General features: G+C 37.6%; 21 protein-coding genes, 1 tRNA gene and 1 pseudogene. 11 read left to right on the forward strand and 12 right to left on the reverse strand.

Going from position 1 to position 19,003, the window contains the following annotated elements; translation table 11 throughout:
* Nucleotides 1-164 precede the first annotated feature (164 nt).
* A complete protein-coding gene (locus RBU59_RS15850) occupies nucleotides 165-1,532 on the reverse strand; it encodes a PhoH family protein (protein WP_308143480.1) in 1,368 nt (455 codons plus the stop codon).
* A 42-nt stretch (nucleotides 1,533-1,574) separates the two neighbouring features.
* Nucleotides 1,575-1,754, reverse strand: a complete 180-nt coding sequence (locus RBU59_RS15855) for a hypothetical protein (protein WP_308143481.1) — start codon at nucleotides 1,752-1,754, stop codon at nucleotides 1,575-1,577.
* A 412-nt stretch (nucleotides 1,755-2,166) separates the two neighbouring features.
* Here RBU59_RS15855 and RBU59_RS15860 point away from each other — a divergent pair, with 412 nt between their 5' ends.
* From RBU59_RS15860 to RBU59_RS15890, 7 genes are all read left to right on the forward strand, one after another.
* The gene (locus tag RBU59_RS15860) at nucleotides 2,167-3,075 is read left to right on the forward strand and encodes an ABC transporter ATP-binding protein (RefSeq protein WP_308143482.1); all 909 of its coding nucleotides are present in this window, start codon (nucleotides 2,167-2,169) and stop codon (nucleotides 3,073-3,075) included.
* A 63-nt stretch (nucleotides 3,076-3,138) separates the two neighbouring features.
* Nucleotides 3,139-4,050, forward strand: a complete 912-nt coding sequence (locus tag RBU59_RS15865; protein WP_308143483.1) for an ABC transporter permease — start codon at nucleotides 3,139-3,141, stop codon at nucleotides 4,048-4,050.
* A 12-nt stretch (nucleotides 4,051-4,062) separates the two neighbouring features.
* Nucleotides 4,063-4,500, forward strand: coding sequence for a LytTR family DNA-binding domain-containing protein (locus tag RBU59_RS15870; RefSeq protein ID WP_308143484.1), 438 nt, complete (start codon nucleotides 4,063-4,065; stop codon nucleotides 4,498-4,500).
* Between the two features lie 12 nt (nucleotides 4,501-4,512).
* The gene (locus RBU59_RS15875) at nucleotides 4,513-4,941 is read left to right on the forward strand and encodes a DUF3021 family protein (protein WP_308143485.1); all 429 of its coding nucleotides are present in this window, start codon (nucleotides 4,513-4,515) and stop codon (nucleotides 4,939-4,941) included.
* A 17-nt stretch (nucleotides 4,942-4,958) separates the two neighbouring features.
* Complete coding sequence (locus tag RBU59_RS15880; RefSeq protein ID WP_308143486.1) at nucleotides 4,959-5,852, forward strand: hypothetical protein; 894 nt, start codon at nucleotides 4,959-4,961, stop codon at nucleotides 5,850-5,852.
* Nucleotides 5,853-6,425 carry a hypothetical protein gene (locus RBU59_RS15885; RefSeq protein ID WP_308143487.1) on the forward strand — a complete coding sequence of 191 codons (573 nt, stop codon included), beginning with the start codon at nucleotides 5,853-5,855 and terminating at the stop codon, nucleotides 6,423-6,425.
* 214 nt (nucleotides 6,426-6,639) lie between these two features.
* The gene (locus RBU59_RS15890; protein WP_308143488.1) at nucleotides 6,640-6,825 is read left to right on the forward strand and encodes a hypothetical protein; all 186 of its coding nucleotides are present in this window, start codon (nucleotides 6,640-6,642) and stop codon (nucleotides 6,823-6,825) included.
* Nucleotides 6,826-6,965: 140 nt separating this feature from the next.
* Here the strand turns inward: RBU59_RS15890 and RBU59_RS15895 are convergent, their stop codons facing one another.
* From RBU59_RS15895 to RBU59_RS15910, 4 genes and pseudogenes are all read right to left on the reverse strand, one after another.
* Nucleotides 6,966-7,652, reverse strand: a complete 687-nt coding sequence (locus tag RBU59_RS15895) for an ABC transporter ATP-binding protein (protein WP_308143489.1) — start codon at nucleotides 7,650-7,652, stop codon at nucleotides 6,966-6,968.
* A 23-nt stretch (nucleotides 7,653-7,675) separates the two neighbouring features.
* A pseudogene (locus RBU59_RS28800) lies at nucleotides 7,676-10,093 on the reverse strand (ABC transporter permease).
* 104 nt (nucleotides 10,094-10,197) lie between these two features.
* On the reverse strand, nucleotides 10,198-10,605 hold the full coding sequence (locus RBU59_RS15905) for an FMN-binding protein (protein WP_308148590.1): 408 nt from the start codon (nucleotides 10,603-10,605) through the stop codon (nucleotides 10,198-10,200).
* 55 nt (nucleotides 10,606-10,660) lie between these two features.
* Nucleotides 10,661-11,488 carry a sensor histidine kinase gene (locus tag RBU59_RS15910; RefSeq protein WP_308143490.1) on the reverse strand — a complete coding sequence of 276 codons (828 nt, stop codon included), beginning with the start codon at nucleotides 11,486-11,488 and terminating at the stop codon, nucleotides 10,661-10,663.
* A gap of 175 nt (nucleotides 11,489-11,663) precedes the next feature.
* Here RBU59_RS15910 and RBU59_RS15915 point away from each other — a divergent pair, with 175 nt between their 5' ends.
* Nucleotides 11,664-11,813: a hypothetical protein gene (locus RBU59_RS15915; RefSeq protein WP_308143491.1), complete on the forward strand. Its 150-nt coding sequence runs from the start codon at nucleotides 11,664-11,666 to the stop codon at nucleotides 11,811-11,813.
* 124 nt (nucleotides 11,814-11,937) lie between these two features.
* Here RBU59_RS15915 and RBU59_RS15920 read toward each other — a convergent pair whose 3' ends face one another.
* The gene (locus tag RBU59_RS15920) at nucleotides 11,938-12,471 is read right to left on the reverse strand and encodes a ferritin-like domain-containing protein (RefSeq protein WP_308143492.1); all 534 of its coding nucleotides are present in this window, start codon (nucleotides 12,469-12,471) and stop codon (nucleotides 11,938-11,940) included.
* 673 nt (nucleotides 12,472-13,144) lie between these two features.
* Between RBU59_RS15920 and RBU59_RS15925 the strand changes: the two genes are divergently transcribed.
* The 3 genes from RBU59_RS15925 (at nucleotide 13,145) to RBU59_RS28680 (ending at nucleotide 14,638) form a co-directional block, all read left to right on the forward strand.
* Nucleotides 13,145-13,894 (forward strand): LytR/AlgR family response regulator transcription factor, encoded by a 750-nt coding sequence (locus tag RBU59_RS15925; protein ID WP_308143493.1) that lies wholly within the window; start codon nucleotides 13,145-13,147, stop codon nucleotides 13,892-13,894.
* 175 nt (nucleotides 13,895-14,069) lie between these two features.
* Nucleotides 14,070-14,513 carry a hypothetical protein gene (locus RBU59_RS15930; RefSeq protein ID WP_308143494.1) on the forward strand — a complete coding sequence of 148 codons (444 nt, stop codon included), beginning with the start codon at nucleotides 14,070-14,072 and terminating at the stop codon, nucleotides 14,511-14,513.
* A 44-nt stretch (nucleotides 14,514-14,557) separates the two neighbouring features.
* The gene (locus tag RBU59_RS28680; RefSeq protein WP_308148591.1) at nucleotides 14,558-14,638 is read left to right on the forward strand and encodes a hypothetical protein; all 81 of its coding nucleotides are present in this window, start codon (nucleotides 14,558-14,560) and stop codon (nucleotides 14,636-14,638) included.
* Between the two features lie 94 nt (nucleotides 14,639-14,732).
* Here the strand turns inward: RBU59_RS28680 and RBU59_RS15940 are convergent.
* The 5 genes from RBU59_RS15940 to RBU59_RS15960 form a co-directional block, all read right to left on the reverse strand.
* A tRNA-Ala gene (locus tag RBU59_RS15940) sits at nucleotides 14,733-14,805 on the reverse strand.
* Between the two features lie 268 nt (nucleotides 14,806-15,073).
* Nucleotides 15,074-15,892 carry an ABC transporter permease gene (locus tag RBU59_RS15945; protein ID WP_308143495.1) on the reverse strand — a complete coding sequence of 273 codons (819 nt, stop codon included), beginning with the start codon at nucleotides 15,890-15,892 and terminating at the stop codon, nucleotides 15,074-15,076.
* Nucleotides 15,889-16,836 carry an ATP-binding cassette domain-containing protein gene (locus tag RBU59_RS15950; RefSeq protein ID WP_308143496.1) on the reverse strand — a complete coding sequence of 316 codons (948 nt, stop codon included), beginning with the start codon at nucleotides 16,834-16,836 and terminating at the stop codon, nucleotides 15,889-15,891. The genes RBU59_RS15945 and RBU59_RS15950 overlap by 4 nt, the downstream gene beginning before the upstream one ends.
* A 222-nt stretch (nucleotides 16,837-17,058) precedes the next feature.
* The gene (locus tag RBU59_RS15955; RefSeq protein ID WP_308143497.1) at nucleotides 17,059-18,117 is read right to left on the reverse strand and encodes a sensor histidine kinase; all 1,059 of its coding nucleotides are present in this window, start codon (nucleotides 18,115-18,117) and stop codon (nucleotides 17,059-17,061) included.
* On the reverse strand, nucleotides 18,107-18,784 hold the full coding sequence (locus RBU59_RS15960; protein ID WP_308143498.1) for a response regulator transcription factor: 678 nt from the start codon (nucleotides 18,782-18,784) through the stop codon (nucleotides 18,107-18,109). The genes RBU59_RS15955 and RBU59_RS15960 overlap by 11 nt, the downstream gene beginning before the upstream one ends.
* Nucleotides 18,785-19,003: the final 219 nt, after the last annotated feature.

A 19,003-nucleotide genomic window follows, 5' to 3' on the forward strand; every position in this document is an offset into this window, starting at 1 on the left:
ATCAAATGAGTTATTATACACCAATCCATTAAATAAATGCATATACTTACATCATTGGTTTATATGCATACTCAGATTTCAGATATTAATAGATTCTTATTTATTAATATCGTTTCAGTGAGCTGTTATTATTGGTTTAAAGTTAAAAAAGATATTGTATAAACTTACATTCTCTTTGCCGCATCAAAAGCTAAAGCGGAACGTTCGCATTCGTCCGGCTGCATGGTTATTTGGAAGCACAACGGACTGCCTTTCATTTTCTCTGAGGCATAACTGAGACCGTTTGTCCTTTCGTCTAAAAGCGGATGGTCTATTTGTTTGGGGTCACCTAATAGGATAACTTTCGTACCTTTGCCGACTCTCGTTACGATACCCTTTACCTGTTTGGGGGTCAGGTTTTGCGCCTCATCAATAATTAAGTAGGTTTGTGTAATGGAACGGCCCCGTATAAAGTTCATGGCTTCTGTTGTAATTATTCCGCGGCCAAACAATTCATCAATCTTGCCTTTTAATTCATTTTCATTTTTATAACGTTCTTTTTCACTGCGGTCTACCAGAATTTCCAGATTATCAATGATAGGACGTAAATAGGGAGCAATTTTCTCCTGTTCACTTCCCGGTAAAAAGCCGATGTCCTCATCAAATTGGACATTTGGTCTGGTAATTAATATTTTACGGTACATTTTACTGTCGGCTTCTAAGGTTTTTTCTAAACCTACGGCCAGGGAATAGAATGTCTTTGCCGTACCTGCAGCGCCTTTTACGATTACGAGAGGAGCAGTATCCGCATCCTGCATTAAAGCCTCCTGTAAAAAACGCTGACCGACATTTTTGGGTTTTACACCAAAAGGTTCTGCTTTCAGACTTTTTAACGGAATGATAGCATTACCGTCATACCGGCCAAGAAGAGTTTTTTTGCTGCTGGTTTCTGAATGAATGATAAAAAACTGGTTAATTTCCGGTGAAACCGGAACTTTATCCTCTCCCTCCATCACATATATATTTTTAGGGGAGATTCCTTTTTTCTTAAAATCAGTCATGTATTTATCCGGAGCCAATACATCCATTCTTCCGGTATATTGTGCCTCAATCTGAGGGGATTGTTCGGTGGTGAAATCTTCAGCCGGAATTCCTAACATCTGGGATTTTAACCGGACTATAATATCTTTCGTTACAAGAATTACAGATTCACCTTTATCCATTAAACCCTTACATACTTTTAATATACGGTTATCATTGGATTCCGTATGGAATCCATGGGGAAGCTCCACTGAGACAAAATTTGCTTCGATTCGAATGATACCTCCGGATGGAATCGGAACACCTTCAAATAAACTTCCAACCTGGCGCAGCTGCTCCAAATAGCGTATCGCCTGCCTTGCATTAGCACCTCGTTCCCCCTCGTCATTTTTTAACTTATCCAGTTCCTCCAGTACTGCAATGGGAAGAACAACCTTATTCTCTTCAAAAGAATTCAGGGCATAAGGAGACTGAATTAAAACATTGGTATCAATAACATAAGTTTTTTCCATAGAAACCTCCTGTATTAGTTATTTTTGGAAACAAAATAATGCTTACTGCAGTTTTGCTGCAGCAAGCATTTCTTTTACGGACATATTGTCTGTCAGGTCATAAAAGTTTTCACATCTAAAAATATATACAAGCATAAAAATTGTAAGAATAAACTCAAAACCCAATAAATAAAGGGATGTAAACAGATATGGTTTTTCTGAAATTTCTCTTAGCAGATACATAAGCAAAACCTCCAGTGTTTGGTTGAATCAAGTGGGAGTGTTGTAGGCTTAATTCAATAATAAAGCAGTTATGTAAAGAAATTCATCATAATTATGTAAAGTTCATATTATGTTTTTTTAAAACTGATTTTTATAAAGTAATTTGAAAATTAGGATAGCAAAATTATTAATCACATTCACAGTATATCCTCTCTTAATTATATATGAAAATCTTTACTCATTTATAACCACAATGGGCTCATATTTACCACATACCATCTTCAGGCGGCATTTTACTGCGGTTAGCTGGCAACTTACCATAATGAACTTGCGAATAGATAATAAGTAACATACACTTTAATAGAAAATTTTATCTACCAAACGTTTTACAGCCAGGATTAAAAAAAGCAGCAACCAAAGGGAAGGAGACAATATGGATCCAATTATAAAAGTATCAAATTTAAAGAAATATTTTAATGAAATTAAAGCTGTGGATGGCATTAATTTTCAGGTAGAAAGAGGGCAGTTATATGGCTTTCTTGGAATAAACGGTGCCGGTAAGTCCACTACAATCAATATCTTATGCACCCTGTTAAACAAAACCGAAGGAGAAATTTCCTTATGCGGTTATGAGTTGGGTAAGGAAAATGAAAAGATAAGAAATAAAATCGGGGTAGTATTTCAGGATAATTCTTTAGATAACAGGCTGACAATTAAGGAAAATCTTATGATACGAGCCTCACTTTATTACAATAATTCCAAGGTAATACAAAAGAATTTGGAATTTGTCTGTGAAATATTAGAGATCGGAGACCTTCTTAGCCGGCAGTTTCGAAAATTATCCGGTGGACAAAAAAGACGTTGTGAAATTGCCAGAGCGCTTATGAATACACCTGAAATATTATTTTTAGATGAACCGACTACAGGATTAGATCCCCAGACCAGGCAGAATGTATGGGATAGTATCGAAGTTCTGAGAAAAGAGAAAGATATGACGGTGTTTCTCACAACCCATTATATGGAAGAAGCGGCAAAAGCACAATATATTGCTATTATGGAGGCCGGAGGGCTGGTTGCGCAGGGAACCCCACATGAATTAAAACAAAAGTATGCCCACGATCTGATAAGGATCTATCCGAAAGACAGAGAGAATATTTTACATTTATTAAAAGAGAAAGAATGTATTTTCGAGGAAAGAAGCAATCATATCCGGATTATTATAGAAGATACCTTATACGGATTAGAAGTATTAAATGATTTAAAAGACTATTTAGGTGCGTGTGAGATAGTTCAGGGTACAATGGATGACGTTTTTCTCAATGTCACCGGTAAAAGCTTGTAAACTTTAGTTTATTATTTAGATTTCATGTTATATATTATCTTAGTTTTTTAAAGGAGGACAAAAATGACTTTAATAAATTTAATAAAAAGAAATACACTAGTTTATTCCAGAAATAGAGCAAATGTGTTTTTTTCTTTATTATCTATGTTCATTATTATTGGTTTAATGGCTATATTTTTAGGAAATATGAATGCAGACAGCGTAGTAGATCTGCTGAATCAGTATGGCGGTATGCGTGATGCAGCCGCAGACAGGGATAATGCGGAACAGTTAGTTCTGTTATGGACTCTTGCAGGTATCATAGTGGTGAACTCTGTAACAATTACATTAACGATGGTTGGATTTATGGTAGAGGATGAGGATCAACAGAAATTGTCCAGTTTTTATGTAGCGCCGGTGAATAGGGCAATCTTTGTCTTAGGTTATATTCTGGCAGCAGTTATCATGGGTATTGTAATTTGCCTCTTTACACTGGGTGTGGGAGAATTTTATGTATGGCTTACCGGAGGAATCCTGTTGGGCATGGAACAATTTCTGCAGATTCTGTTCTATATAATATTAAATGTATTTATGTCAGCCAGTATGGTATTTTTTATTGCCAATTTTGTACACAGCACCAGTGCATTTTCCGGGCTGAGTACAATTATTGGTACCCTTGTTGGTTTTTTATCAGCCATATATCTTCCTATGGGAATGCTCCCGTCCAATATACAGAGAGTGTTAAAATGCCTTCCCCTCCTTCACGGCTGTTCCTTAATGAGGAGTGTATTTACCGAAACAGCATTGAAGACCACGTTTAAGAACTGCCCCAACCAACTTACGGATGGTTATAAGGAATATATGGGGATAACCATACATTGGGGGGAACATATCATTAGCAGTCAATTTCAGGTGTTTTTTTTGTTAATAAGTGGTATAATTTTAATTGTAATGTCTGCATTGATTCAAAGAAAACGAAATACAGTTGTTAGATAGGAGCCAGTCACCATGAAAATTATTATCGAAGATATCAATCCCGGGGAGGAAGAACAGATTATCATACGATGCAGAAATTTAGACGATACTGTTTTAAAATTGATATCGGAACTCAAAGCAGGGCAGAAAAAGCTTAACGGAATAAAAGATGGTATGATTACTATGATTGATGCAAAAAATGTTTATTATTTCGAAGGAGTCGATAATAAGGTGTTTATTTACTGTAAGCAAACGATATATGAATCAAAACTTAAATTATATGAGATAGAAGAGAACTACGAGAATTCTAACTTCTTTAGAGCTTCTAAATCGGTAATATTAAATATTACGAAAATAAAGAGTCTTAGCCCGGCCTTTTCAGGGAGATTCGAGGCATTGTTGTTTAATGGCGAAAAAGTGGTCATTTCAAGGCAATATGTACCCGAGCTTAAGAAAAGACTTGGATTATAAGGAGGCAGGAATATGTCAACCATAAAAAGTATGTTACAGGTTTTTATCAATGTTACTGCTGGTAATACCATAGGTGCAGCAGTTTATCTTGCAGTTTTTGATCGGGATTATCAGTTTAATTATACTTTTCTCTTGCAGTTCATTGGTATTGCAGCGATTTGCGCTCTGGGAGACCTTATATTCTACTCCAGAAAAGAATTAAGTAAAAAACAGATTAAATTCCGTTTGGTCCTGCATTATATATTTGTTAACATAATAGTAATTGGCGGTGCATTTATTTTCAGTTGGGTTGAACCGGGTGAAATGATAAATATTATATTCCTGTTCGGATTAGTGTCCGTTATTTATATATGCATTACAACGGCGATGTTTAAAAATGATAAAAAAACAGCGGAGGATCTAAATAAAAAATTAAAGAACATTCAAAACAAAGAAGAATAAAAAATAGGGGTGAGGGAATGGCGTTAAATAAGAAAATACTTGCAGCTGGGTTAATTTTAGTAATATTAACTTTATCAGGAAGTATATTTTTCGTTTATTATTGCAGACTTAGTGAACCGGTATTTTTACAGCATTATTATGAATGTCAGCTTCCGGCTGATGGTACTGATAATGGAGAAAATATGTTTGAACTTCATTATCTTGCCAACCGGTCAGATACAAAAGAAGTAACCGGCATCACTTTTAAGGAAGCTCCGGGGCTTAATTTTTATGCAACGGAAAATAATGAGAGGGGCGGAATGGTATTTTGGAAAAATAATACCTTTGAACAGAAAGGAATGGTATACGGACGGTATTCCTTACGAACGGTGTATGTAAATATGATTTATGACAGCAATACGGAGCAGTATGATAAGTCTCAGCTGTCACAGGGGACTTTTTTATTCTCTGATGGCAGACAGGTGAATGCTGATATCGGTAAAATTGTATTTTACAAACAAGATTATTCGAATCAATACCTGGATTCCTATTCCGGTTCCAGTTCTTCGGATGGCACTTCCTCTGTGTCATTTAATGTGAAAACGGATTTATCTTTGAAAAAAATAGACTCCTTGCTAAGGACAGAAGCAGATCATTTGTATCAGATTAAGGCAGATGGAATTGACAGCAAAGAGATTAACGGAATTCAATACAGCGCCGGAAGCACTTTAAATGTTACCAGTAAACTAAAAACACCGTTGGGTTATGGTGACCAGTTTTCTTTTTATAATATTAAGCCCTGTATCTTTTTTAAAACACCGGAAGGAAATATAGATACCGTAAGATTATATAATTTTGAATATAATACGATGAATCAGAATTTTACGTGGATACAGATCTTTAAATATTTAGAGGGAAAGGGGAAGTTATAGATGTCACAGGGGTATAAAACTATTTTCTGGGGAATTATTTTTATCAGTTTTCATATTAATCTTGGAAGTTTTCAGATTCTGCCTGGTTTCATCGGATGGGCCATGGTTGCAAGCGGAATCAGTCAACTGAGAACGGTTTATAACAGTGGCAGATTTAAAAAAGCCTCTGTTATTGCGCTTATAGCTGTACTTCATTCCATCATCGGTTTATTGATAACGTTTCGGTACCCATATGCAGATAACTCCTCCCCATTTATGATGTCGTGGATGATTCTCATAAGTATATTGGAGATAGTAATAGAATACCTTATTATACATGGTTCCGTAGAGTATTTATACCATGGGGATGATATAGAAACCGCAGACAATATTGTAAAATTATTTCGGGTTTATCTTATTATCTATTTTGTGAATACTATTTTAATATGTATAGCATTCACACTTTATAACAATTCCCTAACCGTTTTTGCGGCATTAATCGGGATAGTTTTAAGAGTCTGGTTTTTAGCATTAACCAGCAGACTTAAGAATTATCAACGGGACGAAGTATCGACAGATTATCGGGAAGAGTAAATAATTTTGAAAGTTTAAAATAGAAAGCAATAAGATATAGGCTGGGCGCATTGCCCAGCCTGTTTCTTCCTAAATTATAATTTCAAAAAAATTAATATTAAAATCTTCCTTTAGAAAAGTTTATCATTTTTGTATGAAATCTAACAGAATATTTAAAAAGCAATTATCACATATTAAATATGTAACCCACCATAACAAAATCTTAGGAGGTATTATGAAAAACAAATATAATGGTACGTCATCTAAAAATTCATATAACGATAGTTCTCGAAATGAAACAACAAGTAATGACAGCAGTTTAAAAGATTGTAAGGAGAACTTCCGTAATATTGGCAGCAGAAATGAAAAGAATTCAAGTAATGATTCTACCAAGGATATAGTAGATAAAAATAATTGTTAGTTATCATTATAAGTGAAGTATTTTAATATTCTAAGACTATCAATAATAGATAGTCTTATTTTATGTAAATTTATGAATATATCCAAACTTACATTTTTAATTTGGTGGTTATGGCTGTGCCCGTTAGGAATTGTAATGACTTAATCAATTACTCCGTCTCGTACTGTAATGATCCGGCTGCTGCTTTTGGCAGCTTCCGGCGAATGTGTTACCATGATGATTGTTTGTCCGCTTTCCCGGTTAATATCATGTAACAGGTGCATAATTTCTGCTCCGGTATTGCTGTCTAGATTACCTGTAGGCTCATCTGCAAATATAATTTCAGGGTTTCCGATCAATGCGCGGGCGATTGCTACGCGCTGCTGTTGTCCTCCTGACAATTCCCGGGGAGTATGCCTGCGCCTGTCAGATAAGCCCACCACTTCTAAGATGTGATTTAGCTGTTTCTTGTAATCCCTCATTCGCTTGCCATCTAAAAGTAATGGGAGCATAATATTCTCTTCTACATTCAGGTTAGGAATAAGATTATAAAACTGAAATACAAAGCCTATATTTTGACGTCGAATTCTGCTCATTTGTTCATCTTTGAAGCGGGATATATCTGTTCCATTCAAGTGAACAAAACCGCCCGTCGGAGCGTCCAAACCGCCAAGAATATAAAGCAGTGTGCTTTTTCCGGAGCCGGACGGCCCCATGATGGATACAAATTCACCCTGCATTACCTGCAAGGATACGTCTTTTAATACCTTTGTGATGGTATCGCCAAGCCGAAAGTCTTTCACGATATGTTTGCCCTCGACGGCAATATTAGCAACGAATGGTTTCATCTGTAAATCCTCCAATTTCTTTATTATTCAAATTTAATTTCTTCAACTAATTTCATCTTGCGGCTTTTGAAAATCGGAACGATGGAACCCAACAAAGTGATTAGTATGCCCATAACACCGGTCATGAGAAATGTCTTGATACTAAGCTGTGGCACCATCTGTATTTTGGGGCCAGCCACAAGAAAAATCGTTTGTATTTCCATATAGGAAACAAAGATAGCGATTACCGCACCAATCAGACCGGAGGAAAATCCCTCTATCAACGTCATTCTCATATTCTGGCGATTGCTCAATCCAACGGATTTATACATAGCAATTGCGCGGCGCTTATACATATAGTTAATCAAAAGATTATTGATAACGCCCACTGTTGCCAGAAGCAAAATGAAGTAGGTCATACTGTGCATAGGCTGTAAAAAGGCTCCCACGGTAGAAAGAGCGTCCGTGTTAAATTCCTCCACCGTCCGGCTCCAATTCGAGGTATCTCCGAACAGATCACGGATTTGCACCATGATTGCATCTGGGTCAGTGGCAGTATAGGCTAAAAAACCATAGGCTGTTTTGCCAAAATCGGAAACCGCATAGGTCGAGGGAATTACCGCTTCCACATCGGTTGCTCTCGACTTGAAACCGGCAACTACAACATAAGTGTTAGCTGCGGCTCCATTTGACAAGGTAAAAGTATCACCTACGGAAAATCCCGTCCGTTCCATACAGCTTTCGCTTAATATAATTGACCGTTTTGCGGCAAAAGCGGAAAATACTTGTTCCCGCATTCTACTTTCTGTGTAGTGAAGTGCAAACATGGAACTATACCATTCCAGATTGTCCGTTGCTTCAAGTCGTGAAAAAGTAATATCGTTCCCATGCACTTCGTTCTTATACACAAAAAGGGGCAGTACCTTTTTTATGCCGTCCATGCTTTCCACCCTCTCCACAAAGTCCGGCTCCATTTGTCCGTCAGCAAAACCTTGTAACTCTGCACCGTTGAATACGTCGCTGATATAGGTGGTTACAAAATTCCCAACAATGCTGATTGCTATGACAGCGGAAATACTGATAAAAAGCAATGTAATGTTCTGTGTTATGCTTTTGTTGTCCCTCATGTTCCTTGCGGCAAGTCTACCTTCATTTTTGAAAATCAGACCATACTAGTGTTCCAGTCCCATAAAAATCAGGTTTGTCATAAGAGGAATGACCAGTATCGTTGCGGCTATCAATCCTAACAAGGAAAAACCACCCGCCAGATATAACATTTTTCCCGAAACAACCTTTGGCAAAAATACGGAAATCAAAAACAGGATTATTCCAATCCCGACGATAAAGGACCTGGGGATGCGTTTTTCCTCTACAGTTCCTAGCACAACATCCTTGATTGGCAGGCGGCTTGCCCGGCGTACCGGGAGCCATGCACTCAGTAAAGAAACGGCAATAGCCACAGTAAATGAAATCATGATACTGAGCGGTGAAATAACAACGGGGATTTCAATTCCCTGTGATAGAGATTGCCCCATGCCATGTAAAATCAGTTTCAGCACAAACATTCCTACCGGAATACCAATCAGTCCACCCATACAGCCATATAGCAAACTTTCCAAAAGCAGAATGCGGGTAACCGCTTTTTGGGTCGCTCCAATGCTGCGAAACGTCCCGATTACCGGAAGTCGGTCTAGCGTGATTACCTTGTAGCTACTGTAAATGATAAAGATGCTTATTGTCAGAGAGAAAAAGCTAATTAGGAAAAACGGCATAGATTTTTGCCTTGCATCAGCTGTAATCTGTGCTTCGTTTACAATTTTAGACACTTTGTAGCTGCTGCTAGAAAGCTTCGCCTTCAGCTCACTTATTAAATCACCTGTGGATACGCCCTTGGCGGGTTTAACCAAAATTTCACTGTATCCATCCGTTTGTCCTAAAAGTTCAGTCAATGTAGAAAGAGGCAAAAGAGCTGTTGCGCCCCTTGTATGCCTCAAAAAGACAGTATCATAGGCGGCAATTTTTGCTACTTCAAAACTGACAGGGCTTCCACCTATTTGCAGGGTAATGGTATCACCTTTTTCAATTCCATATTTAGAAGTAAACCGATCCGGCAGAATAATTTTGTTATGGTCGAAGTCAGTGATTTCTCCGCCATCTAACAAACGCGGCTTATTGATTTGGTTAAGCTGCGAGAGGTCAGCAGCAATCAGGTCAACCGTTTCGTAATAGCCGTTTTCGTGATATAAGGAACTTTCCTCCAGCATACCGACACTTGTCCCAATAGAGGATAAATCAGGAATTGCACTTATATCAATTGTGTTCGTGTCATCTGTGACGGTAACGGAAATCGATGCGCTTCCCGCCATGCCCTGTGCCATTTTCCGCTGTGCGCTTTCATAGGAGACACCAATAGAAAAAGACACAAACAGCAATGTAGTGGATAGAAGTATCGACAGCAACATAACGACTGTTCTTGTTTTGCGTTCTTTTACATTCGTCAGAATGTATATCAATATGATTTTCAATCAAACACCTGCTTTCTATTGGAGATAAATCATTTAGTGACCTATTCCAATGCGTTTTCTATTGCTTTCAAAACGGTATCGCTTGTGAGGGTCGCCCCTGAAACAGCGTCAACGTCTAAAGATTGACTGGAACATACATTAGCGGCAATTTGTCTGGCCTTCTCCATATAAGAGGTTTTATGTTCCAGAACTTCAATGCTGGTTATTTCATGGTGTTTTACATCTACCCTGACAACAGCCAACAAAATTTTGTTTTGGCATATCCCGATATACTCTCCATCGGTAACCATATCCAAATCAACAGACCCAATTTCTAAGGTCTGAGGACGTAGCAGAAATGCCACAGCCACAAATGCAACAAGAAGCGTAATAGCCACAGTAGCCATGAATGGCAGCATCTTTTTCATTTTCTCACCTCCTGACATATAAAAAAGGTTGGCAGCTATCATAATCAAATGATAAACTGTCAACCTTAATCTATTTTTCAGACAACCTTAATTAACCTTAATTTACAGGGAATTGTATCTGAAAAGCCGTTCCAATACCCGGTATGCTGGATACGGAAATTGTGCCTCCGTGAAGCTCAACAATGCTTTTTGTAATGGCAAGTCCTAAACCTGTTCCTTCCGGCTTATGCTCCGTAGTGGTTCCCCGATAGTAACGCTGAAAGAGCGAGCCTGTTTCCTCTGCGGTCATTCCCTTTCCATTATCAGACACAACAATTTTAAGCATGGTATCAGCAACGGAAATTTGCAGGGTGAGTTCCGTATTTTCATTCCCGTGTAAAAACGCGTTGATGATTAAATTCTGAAAGGCTCTTATCAAAAGCGTTTGGTCGAAAGAAATTAGAACTGTTTCCTCAGAAGCATCAAAGTGAATGGTATGGCGCGCATATTCGGGATTGTTCAAAATATCAATTATCAATTCCTTTATGAAGCGGATAAAATTTTGCTCCTGTCGTTTCAAGGGAATCAAACCATTTTCTAATTGATAGGTTAGTTTCAAATCGTCAATCAGCGTTTCCATATAAGAAACATTTTTTAACATGATATGTGCATACCGCTTACATTGTTCCTCGGTTTTGGTGCTATGCTCCTGTAATATTTCAGCATAGCCTTTAATAGGTGACAAAGGCGTTTTCAGATCATGGGTGATGTTGGCAATCCATTCCTTGCGCATTTTTTCTGTCTGCTCCCGCAACCTGTCGCTTGCTTTAATCTCTGTGTCTAAGGTGTTTAAACTGTCATATATGTCCCTGAAAGCGCCGTGAGCTTGGATGGGAAGATAACTGCGTGTTGCAATCTCCCTGATAGAAGCGGATAGACGGCTCATTATCCGCGTTGTCTCAACAAAGAAAATACATCTCCACTGAACAAAGAAATAAGATAAAAATCATTTCGAAAACTAATGATAGAATTGCCAACTATTACTTGACACAAACTGAGGGAGGTGTTTTCTGTACTATTTAATTCCATTCGTGTTATAATAAGCGAAAGGAGTGTATCATATGGAACAGGAAATTGATGAAATGAATAAAATTATTCACGTTATTTGCACAGAAGAAGAAAAAAGAAAGATTCTGGAAGAGTCAGCTGCTTACTTATATGATTATAAATTTAATTTTATTATTAGAGAAGATACGGCAAATAACAAATGATAAATAATGGACAATATTAATATCATATAGGAACGGGGATGCAGTAAATTTATAGATCAATGGCCGTCCGGAAATCTGCGTACATATTAATTTAGAAGCATCCCCACATAAAACCACATAATACTTACATGCAATTATTTTTGGAATAGAGGTAATTATAGAGTATTCCATGCCTGATCTCATCCGTAATAATTTCTGTTAACATATTGACATGAATCCGTGGCTGCATTGCATAAAGTATTTGACGGTATTTTCTAACAGCATTCTGTTCTCCTAACAGAGCTTTTCTAAGGCCATCACAATATGACTTAGGAGGAACGAATTCTTCTTCTTTTACTTTAGGGAGCATGGTTCCTGTTATATCATAGTAAATCTGCCGAAACATCTTATAGTGATCCATTTCGTTTTTGCGTATTCCGGTAATAATTTCTTTGTCTTCATTGTCCTGTGCATTGTCAATTAGATAAGAATAGAATATCCTATCTTCATTTTCTCCGGATACTGCCTGTTGTATTAAGGAAAGTGCATTATCCAGATTATCAGGATATACATATATATTTTCCTCTTTTTTAGCATTTGATTTCATTTCCATTTGTTTCAGACGTTCATATATATTAGAATTATAATCGTTTGGAAAAATATAATTATTATAGTTCACCGTTCTATCTCCAATAAACGTTTTTATACCATTATATGTAGAATTAATTTATTTGGCACATATAAATTTCAAATGCAATGAATCATTGAAAAATCATAATTAATATAGGATTAGGTATGGCAAGGAGGTTGTTCCTTCTAGTAAAATGAAGATACTAAAATCAGTTGGAATACCGGTGTTTTTAGCGGATCTTCTTATTCGTGTTTTAATAATATGCCACATATATAAAATTGATATGGAAAAATTATTAGTACATAAATTAGAATATTAATAATGCAATAATTTTTATTTCTTATAAACAATATTTCAGGATAACGGAGAGTTATCTACTGTTCACTCCCCTGTAAAAAGCAGCAGTTCCGCGAACAATAACAGACTTCGCGATGTACATAAAACGAGGGGGCTGCGTTCCTACGCTGCAATTCTCCGGTTTTCTGTGGCTATACACTCATAAAAAACACGTCGCGTTGTTGCCCGTGAACAGTAACGTGTTTATTTCACTGTAACTTTTTTGTATATGCTCTTGAGAATAATCGCATATTCGAATATAATATTTTTTATATTTTTTATATTTTTATATTTTTGGAGTTAAAAAGGTTGAGAAGTTTGCCGGAATAACTCCAAACAAACCTAATGCCCATCGACAAGAACATAACATAAGGAAGTGACCGCCATGCTGCGCATTGCTATCTGTGACGACCAGCCGAAAGAGCTTCAAATCATTAACGAATACATAACAGAATACATAACAAAATACCTTGACAATCAATCAATAGAAACAGAGATGAAAGAATTCGATCACCCTGATAGTTTGCTTACCGCCATGGAAGCCGAGAGTTTTCATCTCTACGTATTGGATATTGTCATGCCTATGGTCAGCGGCATTGAGCTTGGCAAAGAAATTCGCCGCCTTGACCGTGAGGCGCAGATTATTTATACTACCACTGAGCCTCAATATGCTTTGCAGGCTTATGCTGCAAGCCCCATTAACTATTTAATTAAACCAATCGATAAACAGCAGTTATTCGATACACTTACTTTAGCTGTCTCGAAAATAGACTTATCCCAGGAACAGACGTTTACGGTCAAAACCGCCGAGAGTCTACGGGTACTCAAGCTGTCCGATCTTCTCTGTTGTGAATACCGCAATCATGCGGTCAGTTTTACTCTTGCAAACGGTGAAGAAGTTATCAGCCGTACTATCCGGGAAAGCTTTGGGGAATATTGTAGTTCTATTCTAAAGGATGTTCGTTTCTTACAATGCCACACCTCATACCTAATAAATATGCGGCGGGTGGAACGTTTTGCAAAGGATAGTTTCACTCTTCGCAGCGGAAAAGTTGTTCCTATTGCAGCCAAGCAATACCCGGTGGTTCGAGATCAATATATGAACTTTCTTATGGCAAAGGAGGTACACAGATGAGGGAATATATTCCGGATTTTATGCGGGCGGTTATATCTACCACTGCCAATGTCCTGCTGATGATTACGCTTCTTTAGCCTAAATACTCTAAAAAAGTGACTATATATACCATGCTTGGCATATTGCCGCTGATTTAGGTACGGCAGTTTATTGTTATCTTAGTGGTAATCTGACCATGCTGGCTAAAATAGATATGGTTCTGTTTGCCGTTTTTTGTTTTGCCGTGGCACTGGGTATTTACATTACATTTACCTATTACGTTCTCTTTTCAGAGGATATCGTCCTTACCTTGACCGAACAGGCAGCTCCATTGCTTTTATTGATTTTTGTGGGACTAGCAGCTTATAGTTCCATTTTTCTGTCACTCAAAAATCTTCAGCCGGAGTATCTGGTGAAAGAGGAAAATCAAAAAATGCAGGTGGAAAAAGAATATCTGCAGTTAGCCGCCGGCAATATGTCAGAACGGATTAAACTTATGGAGGAGGTATCGGCGCAGAACAGCCGTGCCGCCCATGACCGGCACCATTTCAACAATATTCTTTTAGAGCTTTTGGAGACAGGGGAAAATCAAAAGGTTGCCGCTCTGCTGAAAAAAAAATCAGTCGACACCAAAGATTAGTAAGGTTTATTGTGAAAATACACGGCATAGGAAGCAAAAGCGTCATGACCTTTGCAAAGAAATATGACGGCGAGCTAATCTACAAAATAGAAAATGGTGTTTTTCGGGTTCGGCTGCTGGTGTGAGAACGTCCTACTTTGGCATTAAAAAACCACTCATCCTGAGTGGTATAATTTTTATAGATCGCCGTAACCCTTGATTTTCCTGCACTTCTTTAAATGGAGCATAGGGGACTTGAACCCCTGACCCTCACACTGCCAGTGTGATGCGCTCCCAACTGCGCTAATGCCCCGAACAGATAAAATAACTAAATAAGTACACAGCATTTAGTCTGTATAGTTAAGAATAGTTACTAGAACATTATAAATGAGATATAAATAAATTTCAATAAAAATATTTATAAATTATTTAACTCAAATTACTTAAATATTGTTTAATGAATTCAAAAACCCTGGTATCTTAAAGTAAGAGCATCAGCTTCTAGACTGATGCTTTTAACATTTAGTACTGCTTATAGGCGGATATGCTTAAAGGCAGGATATAGATAATCGACCGGGCGGTTATCTGTTTTTTTCACTTCTTGCAAAGAAAAAGGTTCCGATTACCAGAAACACAATGGTAAGAGAAGAAATTACAATGATACTGATAAAAGGATTGAACAAAACCACATTAGTATAATCTTTAGTTCCTGAATAAACAACTGCCCGTGTAAGATCAAGACAATAGGTCATCGGCATTAAACGGGATAATACATATAAGATACCGCTTGAATGATTGATCGGAATGATTGCACCGGAAAGAAACATTTGCGGCATGGTTATAAGCATAACAGCCATATTGGCCATTTTATTGCTTTTTACAAGGCCAATGATGATCATGGCCATTGCACCGGCTGATAAACACATGAGCGGAGCTAACAGAAGTATCAATAAATATTGCCCTATTGACAGGGAAATTCCCATAGTTAATCCAACGAGTATTGTTCCGAACATTCCCAGAATTGCACCAAACGAAGAACCAAGAATCTTACCTATCACAATAGAGTAGCGGGATATTGGCGAAATCATCATTTCCTGGGTGAAATCGGTTACACGATCTTCTACTAAGGAGGAGACACCGGAAGCTGTAGTCATAAACAGCATATTAACAAGCATGCCAATTAGCATATATTGATTGTAATTAAAGCCAAGCCCTCCGGCCATGTTTTCCGATAGACTTCCCCCAAGCATACCCATCATAACCAATGGCATGGCAAGACTCATAATAAGCATACCCGGTGATTTGAAAAACAAAGTAATATCACGTGCAAGTATTGTGATTACTACATTTACTTCTCTTAAAAATTTTGGAACCGGCTTTTTTAATATCATTTCATTCATGCTATCGCTCCTCCTGTTCTTAATAAATACTCTACATAAGCGTCTTCCAGTGTTGGCTCTTCCATTTTAAGAAGAGTCAGTTTTGTCTCTAAGTTTGCTATTATTTCTTGTGCTGTCATATTCTGATAGGGTACAATTACATGATCCTCAACTCGAGGATCCATTCCCATTGCTGTTAATTCATTTATAAGAGCCAAACGATTGTCGGAATCTAAAATTACCTCTTGTTTTAGTAAATTTTGTTTCATTATAGCAGGAGTGCCGTTAAATGCTATGAGTCCCTGATTGATAATACAAACTCTATCCACATGTTCAGCTTCATCAATATAATGAGTGGTTAGAAAAACGGTAGTACCGTTCTCACGTCTGACATTATTAATATAGTCCCATAATCCCCGGCGGCTAACTGCGTCCAAACCTTGTGACGGTTCATCAAGAAATAGAATTCTAGGCGTATGAATCAGACTTCGTATAATCTCAAATTTACGCTGCATTCCACCTGAAAGTTTTTTAATTGGTTTAAACAACGCATCTTGTATACCAATGACTTCGGAAAGATCCATAACTTGCTTACGATATTCTTTTGGCATCATCTTAAAGGTTGGACGGTAACCGTACATGCCATATAAGCAGGCATGAAATCGAATATTTTCTTCTGCCGAGAGCTGTAGGTCCAGACTTGGCTGCTGAAATATTATACCGACGTTCTCACGTACCTTCTTAGCTTTTTGATCAATATCATAACCGGCGATTGCAACCCTCCCGGATGTTTTGGATAGTGTGGTGGTCAGAATTGAAATTGTGGTTGTTTTGCCTGCACCGTTAGGACCTAAAAAAGCGAAAAATTCTCCTTCTTTTACGTCAAAGCTGATACCTTTAACGGAGGGTGTTTTCGTTTTGTCGTATTGTTTTACTAAATTATCAACATAAATCATATTTTCCATATTTACCTCGCATTCCGCCGCCGCTGGCGGCATAAAATCAGATTAAAGGATGTCTGAAAGGCTCATTGTTTTGTCCTCTAGAAATTCTTTTTGGGTAATCATGTTTTTCTTACACTCTTTTCTCCTAAAAACATTAACCTCTGTCAATTAACAACCCTATCATAAAGCTGTTAATTAAACAGAGGTTAAATTCAAGGTAAACGGAAGGTAAACGGAACTCATTTATTTTGGCAGTCTGATCGTAAATGTGGTTCCGGCCCCAAGGTTGCTTTCCACTTCGATGGTTCCGTTATGAAGCTCTATAATTTTTTTCACAAGGGATAAACCAAGACCGTTTCCGCCTAAATTACGGTCCCTGGCTTTATCCACCTTATAGAATCGTTCAAAGATATGGAGTTTATCTTCAGCTGAAATTCCGATTCCGCTGTCAGCAATCCGACAGACCACCCAGGAATCGTCCCGGTTGATTGTAATGTTAAGTGAGCCGCCATTAGGTGTAAATTTTATGGAATTGTGAAGTAAATTAATCCATACCTGTGTCAATAAATGTTCATCTCCGTTTACGGTAACTGCATCTAATTCCACAGAGATGTCCAGGTTCTTATCAGACCACTGAGGCTCTAACATAAGAAGTGAGTTTTGCAGCTGTTTGTCTAATCTGAAATTCGTAAAGGTAAGGGGGGTGGCAGCCGCATCCAGGGAAGATAATTTAAGCAGATTATCGCTTAGCTTAGATAGGCGTTTGCTTTCAGCCTTTATTATGTCAATGTAATGTATTCGTTCTTCTTCGGTGATGCTTTTACTTCGAAGTAATTCTGCAAAGCCGGAGATAGAGGTAAGGGGGGATTGAATTTCATGAGAGACATTGGCAATAAAATCCTGCCGTAGATTCTCCATTGACCCAAGTTCATGAGCCATTTTATTAACAGTTTCCGCAAGTACGGAAAATGGGTCGTTTTTATTTACGTTCATAACTACGGAAAAATCGCCTTGTGTAATTCGTTTCATAGCATCAAGAATTTCATCAAACATGAAACTGCGTTTTCTGTAGTTATGCTTTTTGTGATGAAAAGCAGTAGTGATTCTTATACCGACAGCAAAAAGGTACATACCCAATAAACCGGTTATAATATAAGGCCATGGTTTTGCAGGAATTCCTGTATATTGAAAGAGGAAGTCTGCTAACAGAGAAGAAAGCCAAAAACAGATACCGAAAGCAAGCGTGGAAATAATAAATCCATAGGTGATACGGCTTTTAACAGTATGGGTATTATTGTTCATGCAGCACCTCTAATCGATAGCCTAATCCTCTTATGGTAGTTATCTTAAATTTATATATATCACTGGGAAATCGTTCCCTTAAGCGGTTAATATGAACATCCAGTGTCCGTTCGTTACCCTCAAAATCATATCCCCAGATATCCTCAATCAGCTGATCCCTGGTGAGGGTTTTTCCAGACATAGAACCAAGCTTAAATAAGAGCTCGAACTCTTTCATAGGAATGTCACTTTGCTCACCGCCGCAGGATATTCCATAGATGGATTTATCAAGGGTGAGCGTTCCGATGGATACAACAGAAGTAATTTTATAACGTTTTAACAAGGCTTTCACACGAACAATAAGTTCCATTCCCTCAAATGGTTTTGTTAAATAATCATCCGCGCCCAGTTCAAACCCTTTTACTTTTTGACTTATATCGCCTTTGGCTGTAAGCATTAATATTGGCAAATCCGGATAGTATTTCCTGGCAAGGCGGCAAAATTCATATCCGTCCATTTCTGGCATCATGATATCAAGAATACATAAATCTATTTTATATTCTTTCATTTGCTGCAAAGCGTTACGTCCATTATCGGCTTCGTAAATCATATAGCCTTCATTTCTTAGTAAGGTCCGCTCAAGTTCGCGAATATATGGGTCGTCATCTATAATCATTATACTGGTCATATAAAATCTCCTTCCTGAAATCGATTGTAGAGCATAAATGTAAACGCAAGTTAAACGAACAGAGCATCCAGAAACACAAATTTATTGTAATGCTTGTTTAACTTTATAGCAAGTATTTTTAGTAAAAGTGTCATCTTTACGCGGATAGGGGGGTATACCTTTTTTATTTTATAGCTTAATTCTATATTACTATTGAATTTATATATTTTACTTATATTT

This window comes from Anaerocolumna sp. MB42-C2 (assembly GCF_030913705.1).
In the GTDB taxonomy this organism is placed as follows: Bacteria; Bacillota; Clostridia; order Lachnospirales; family Lachnospiraceae; genus Anaerocolumna.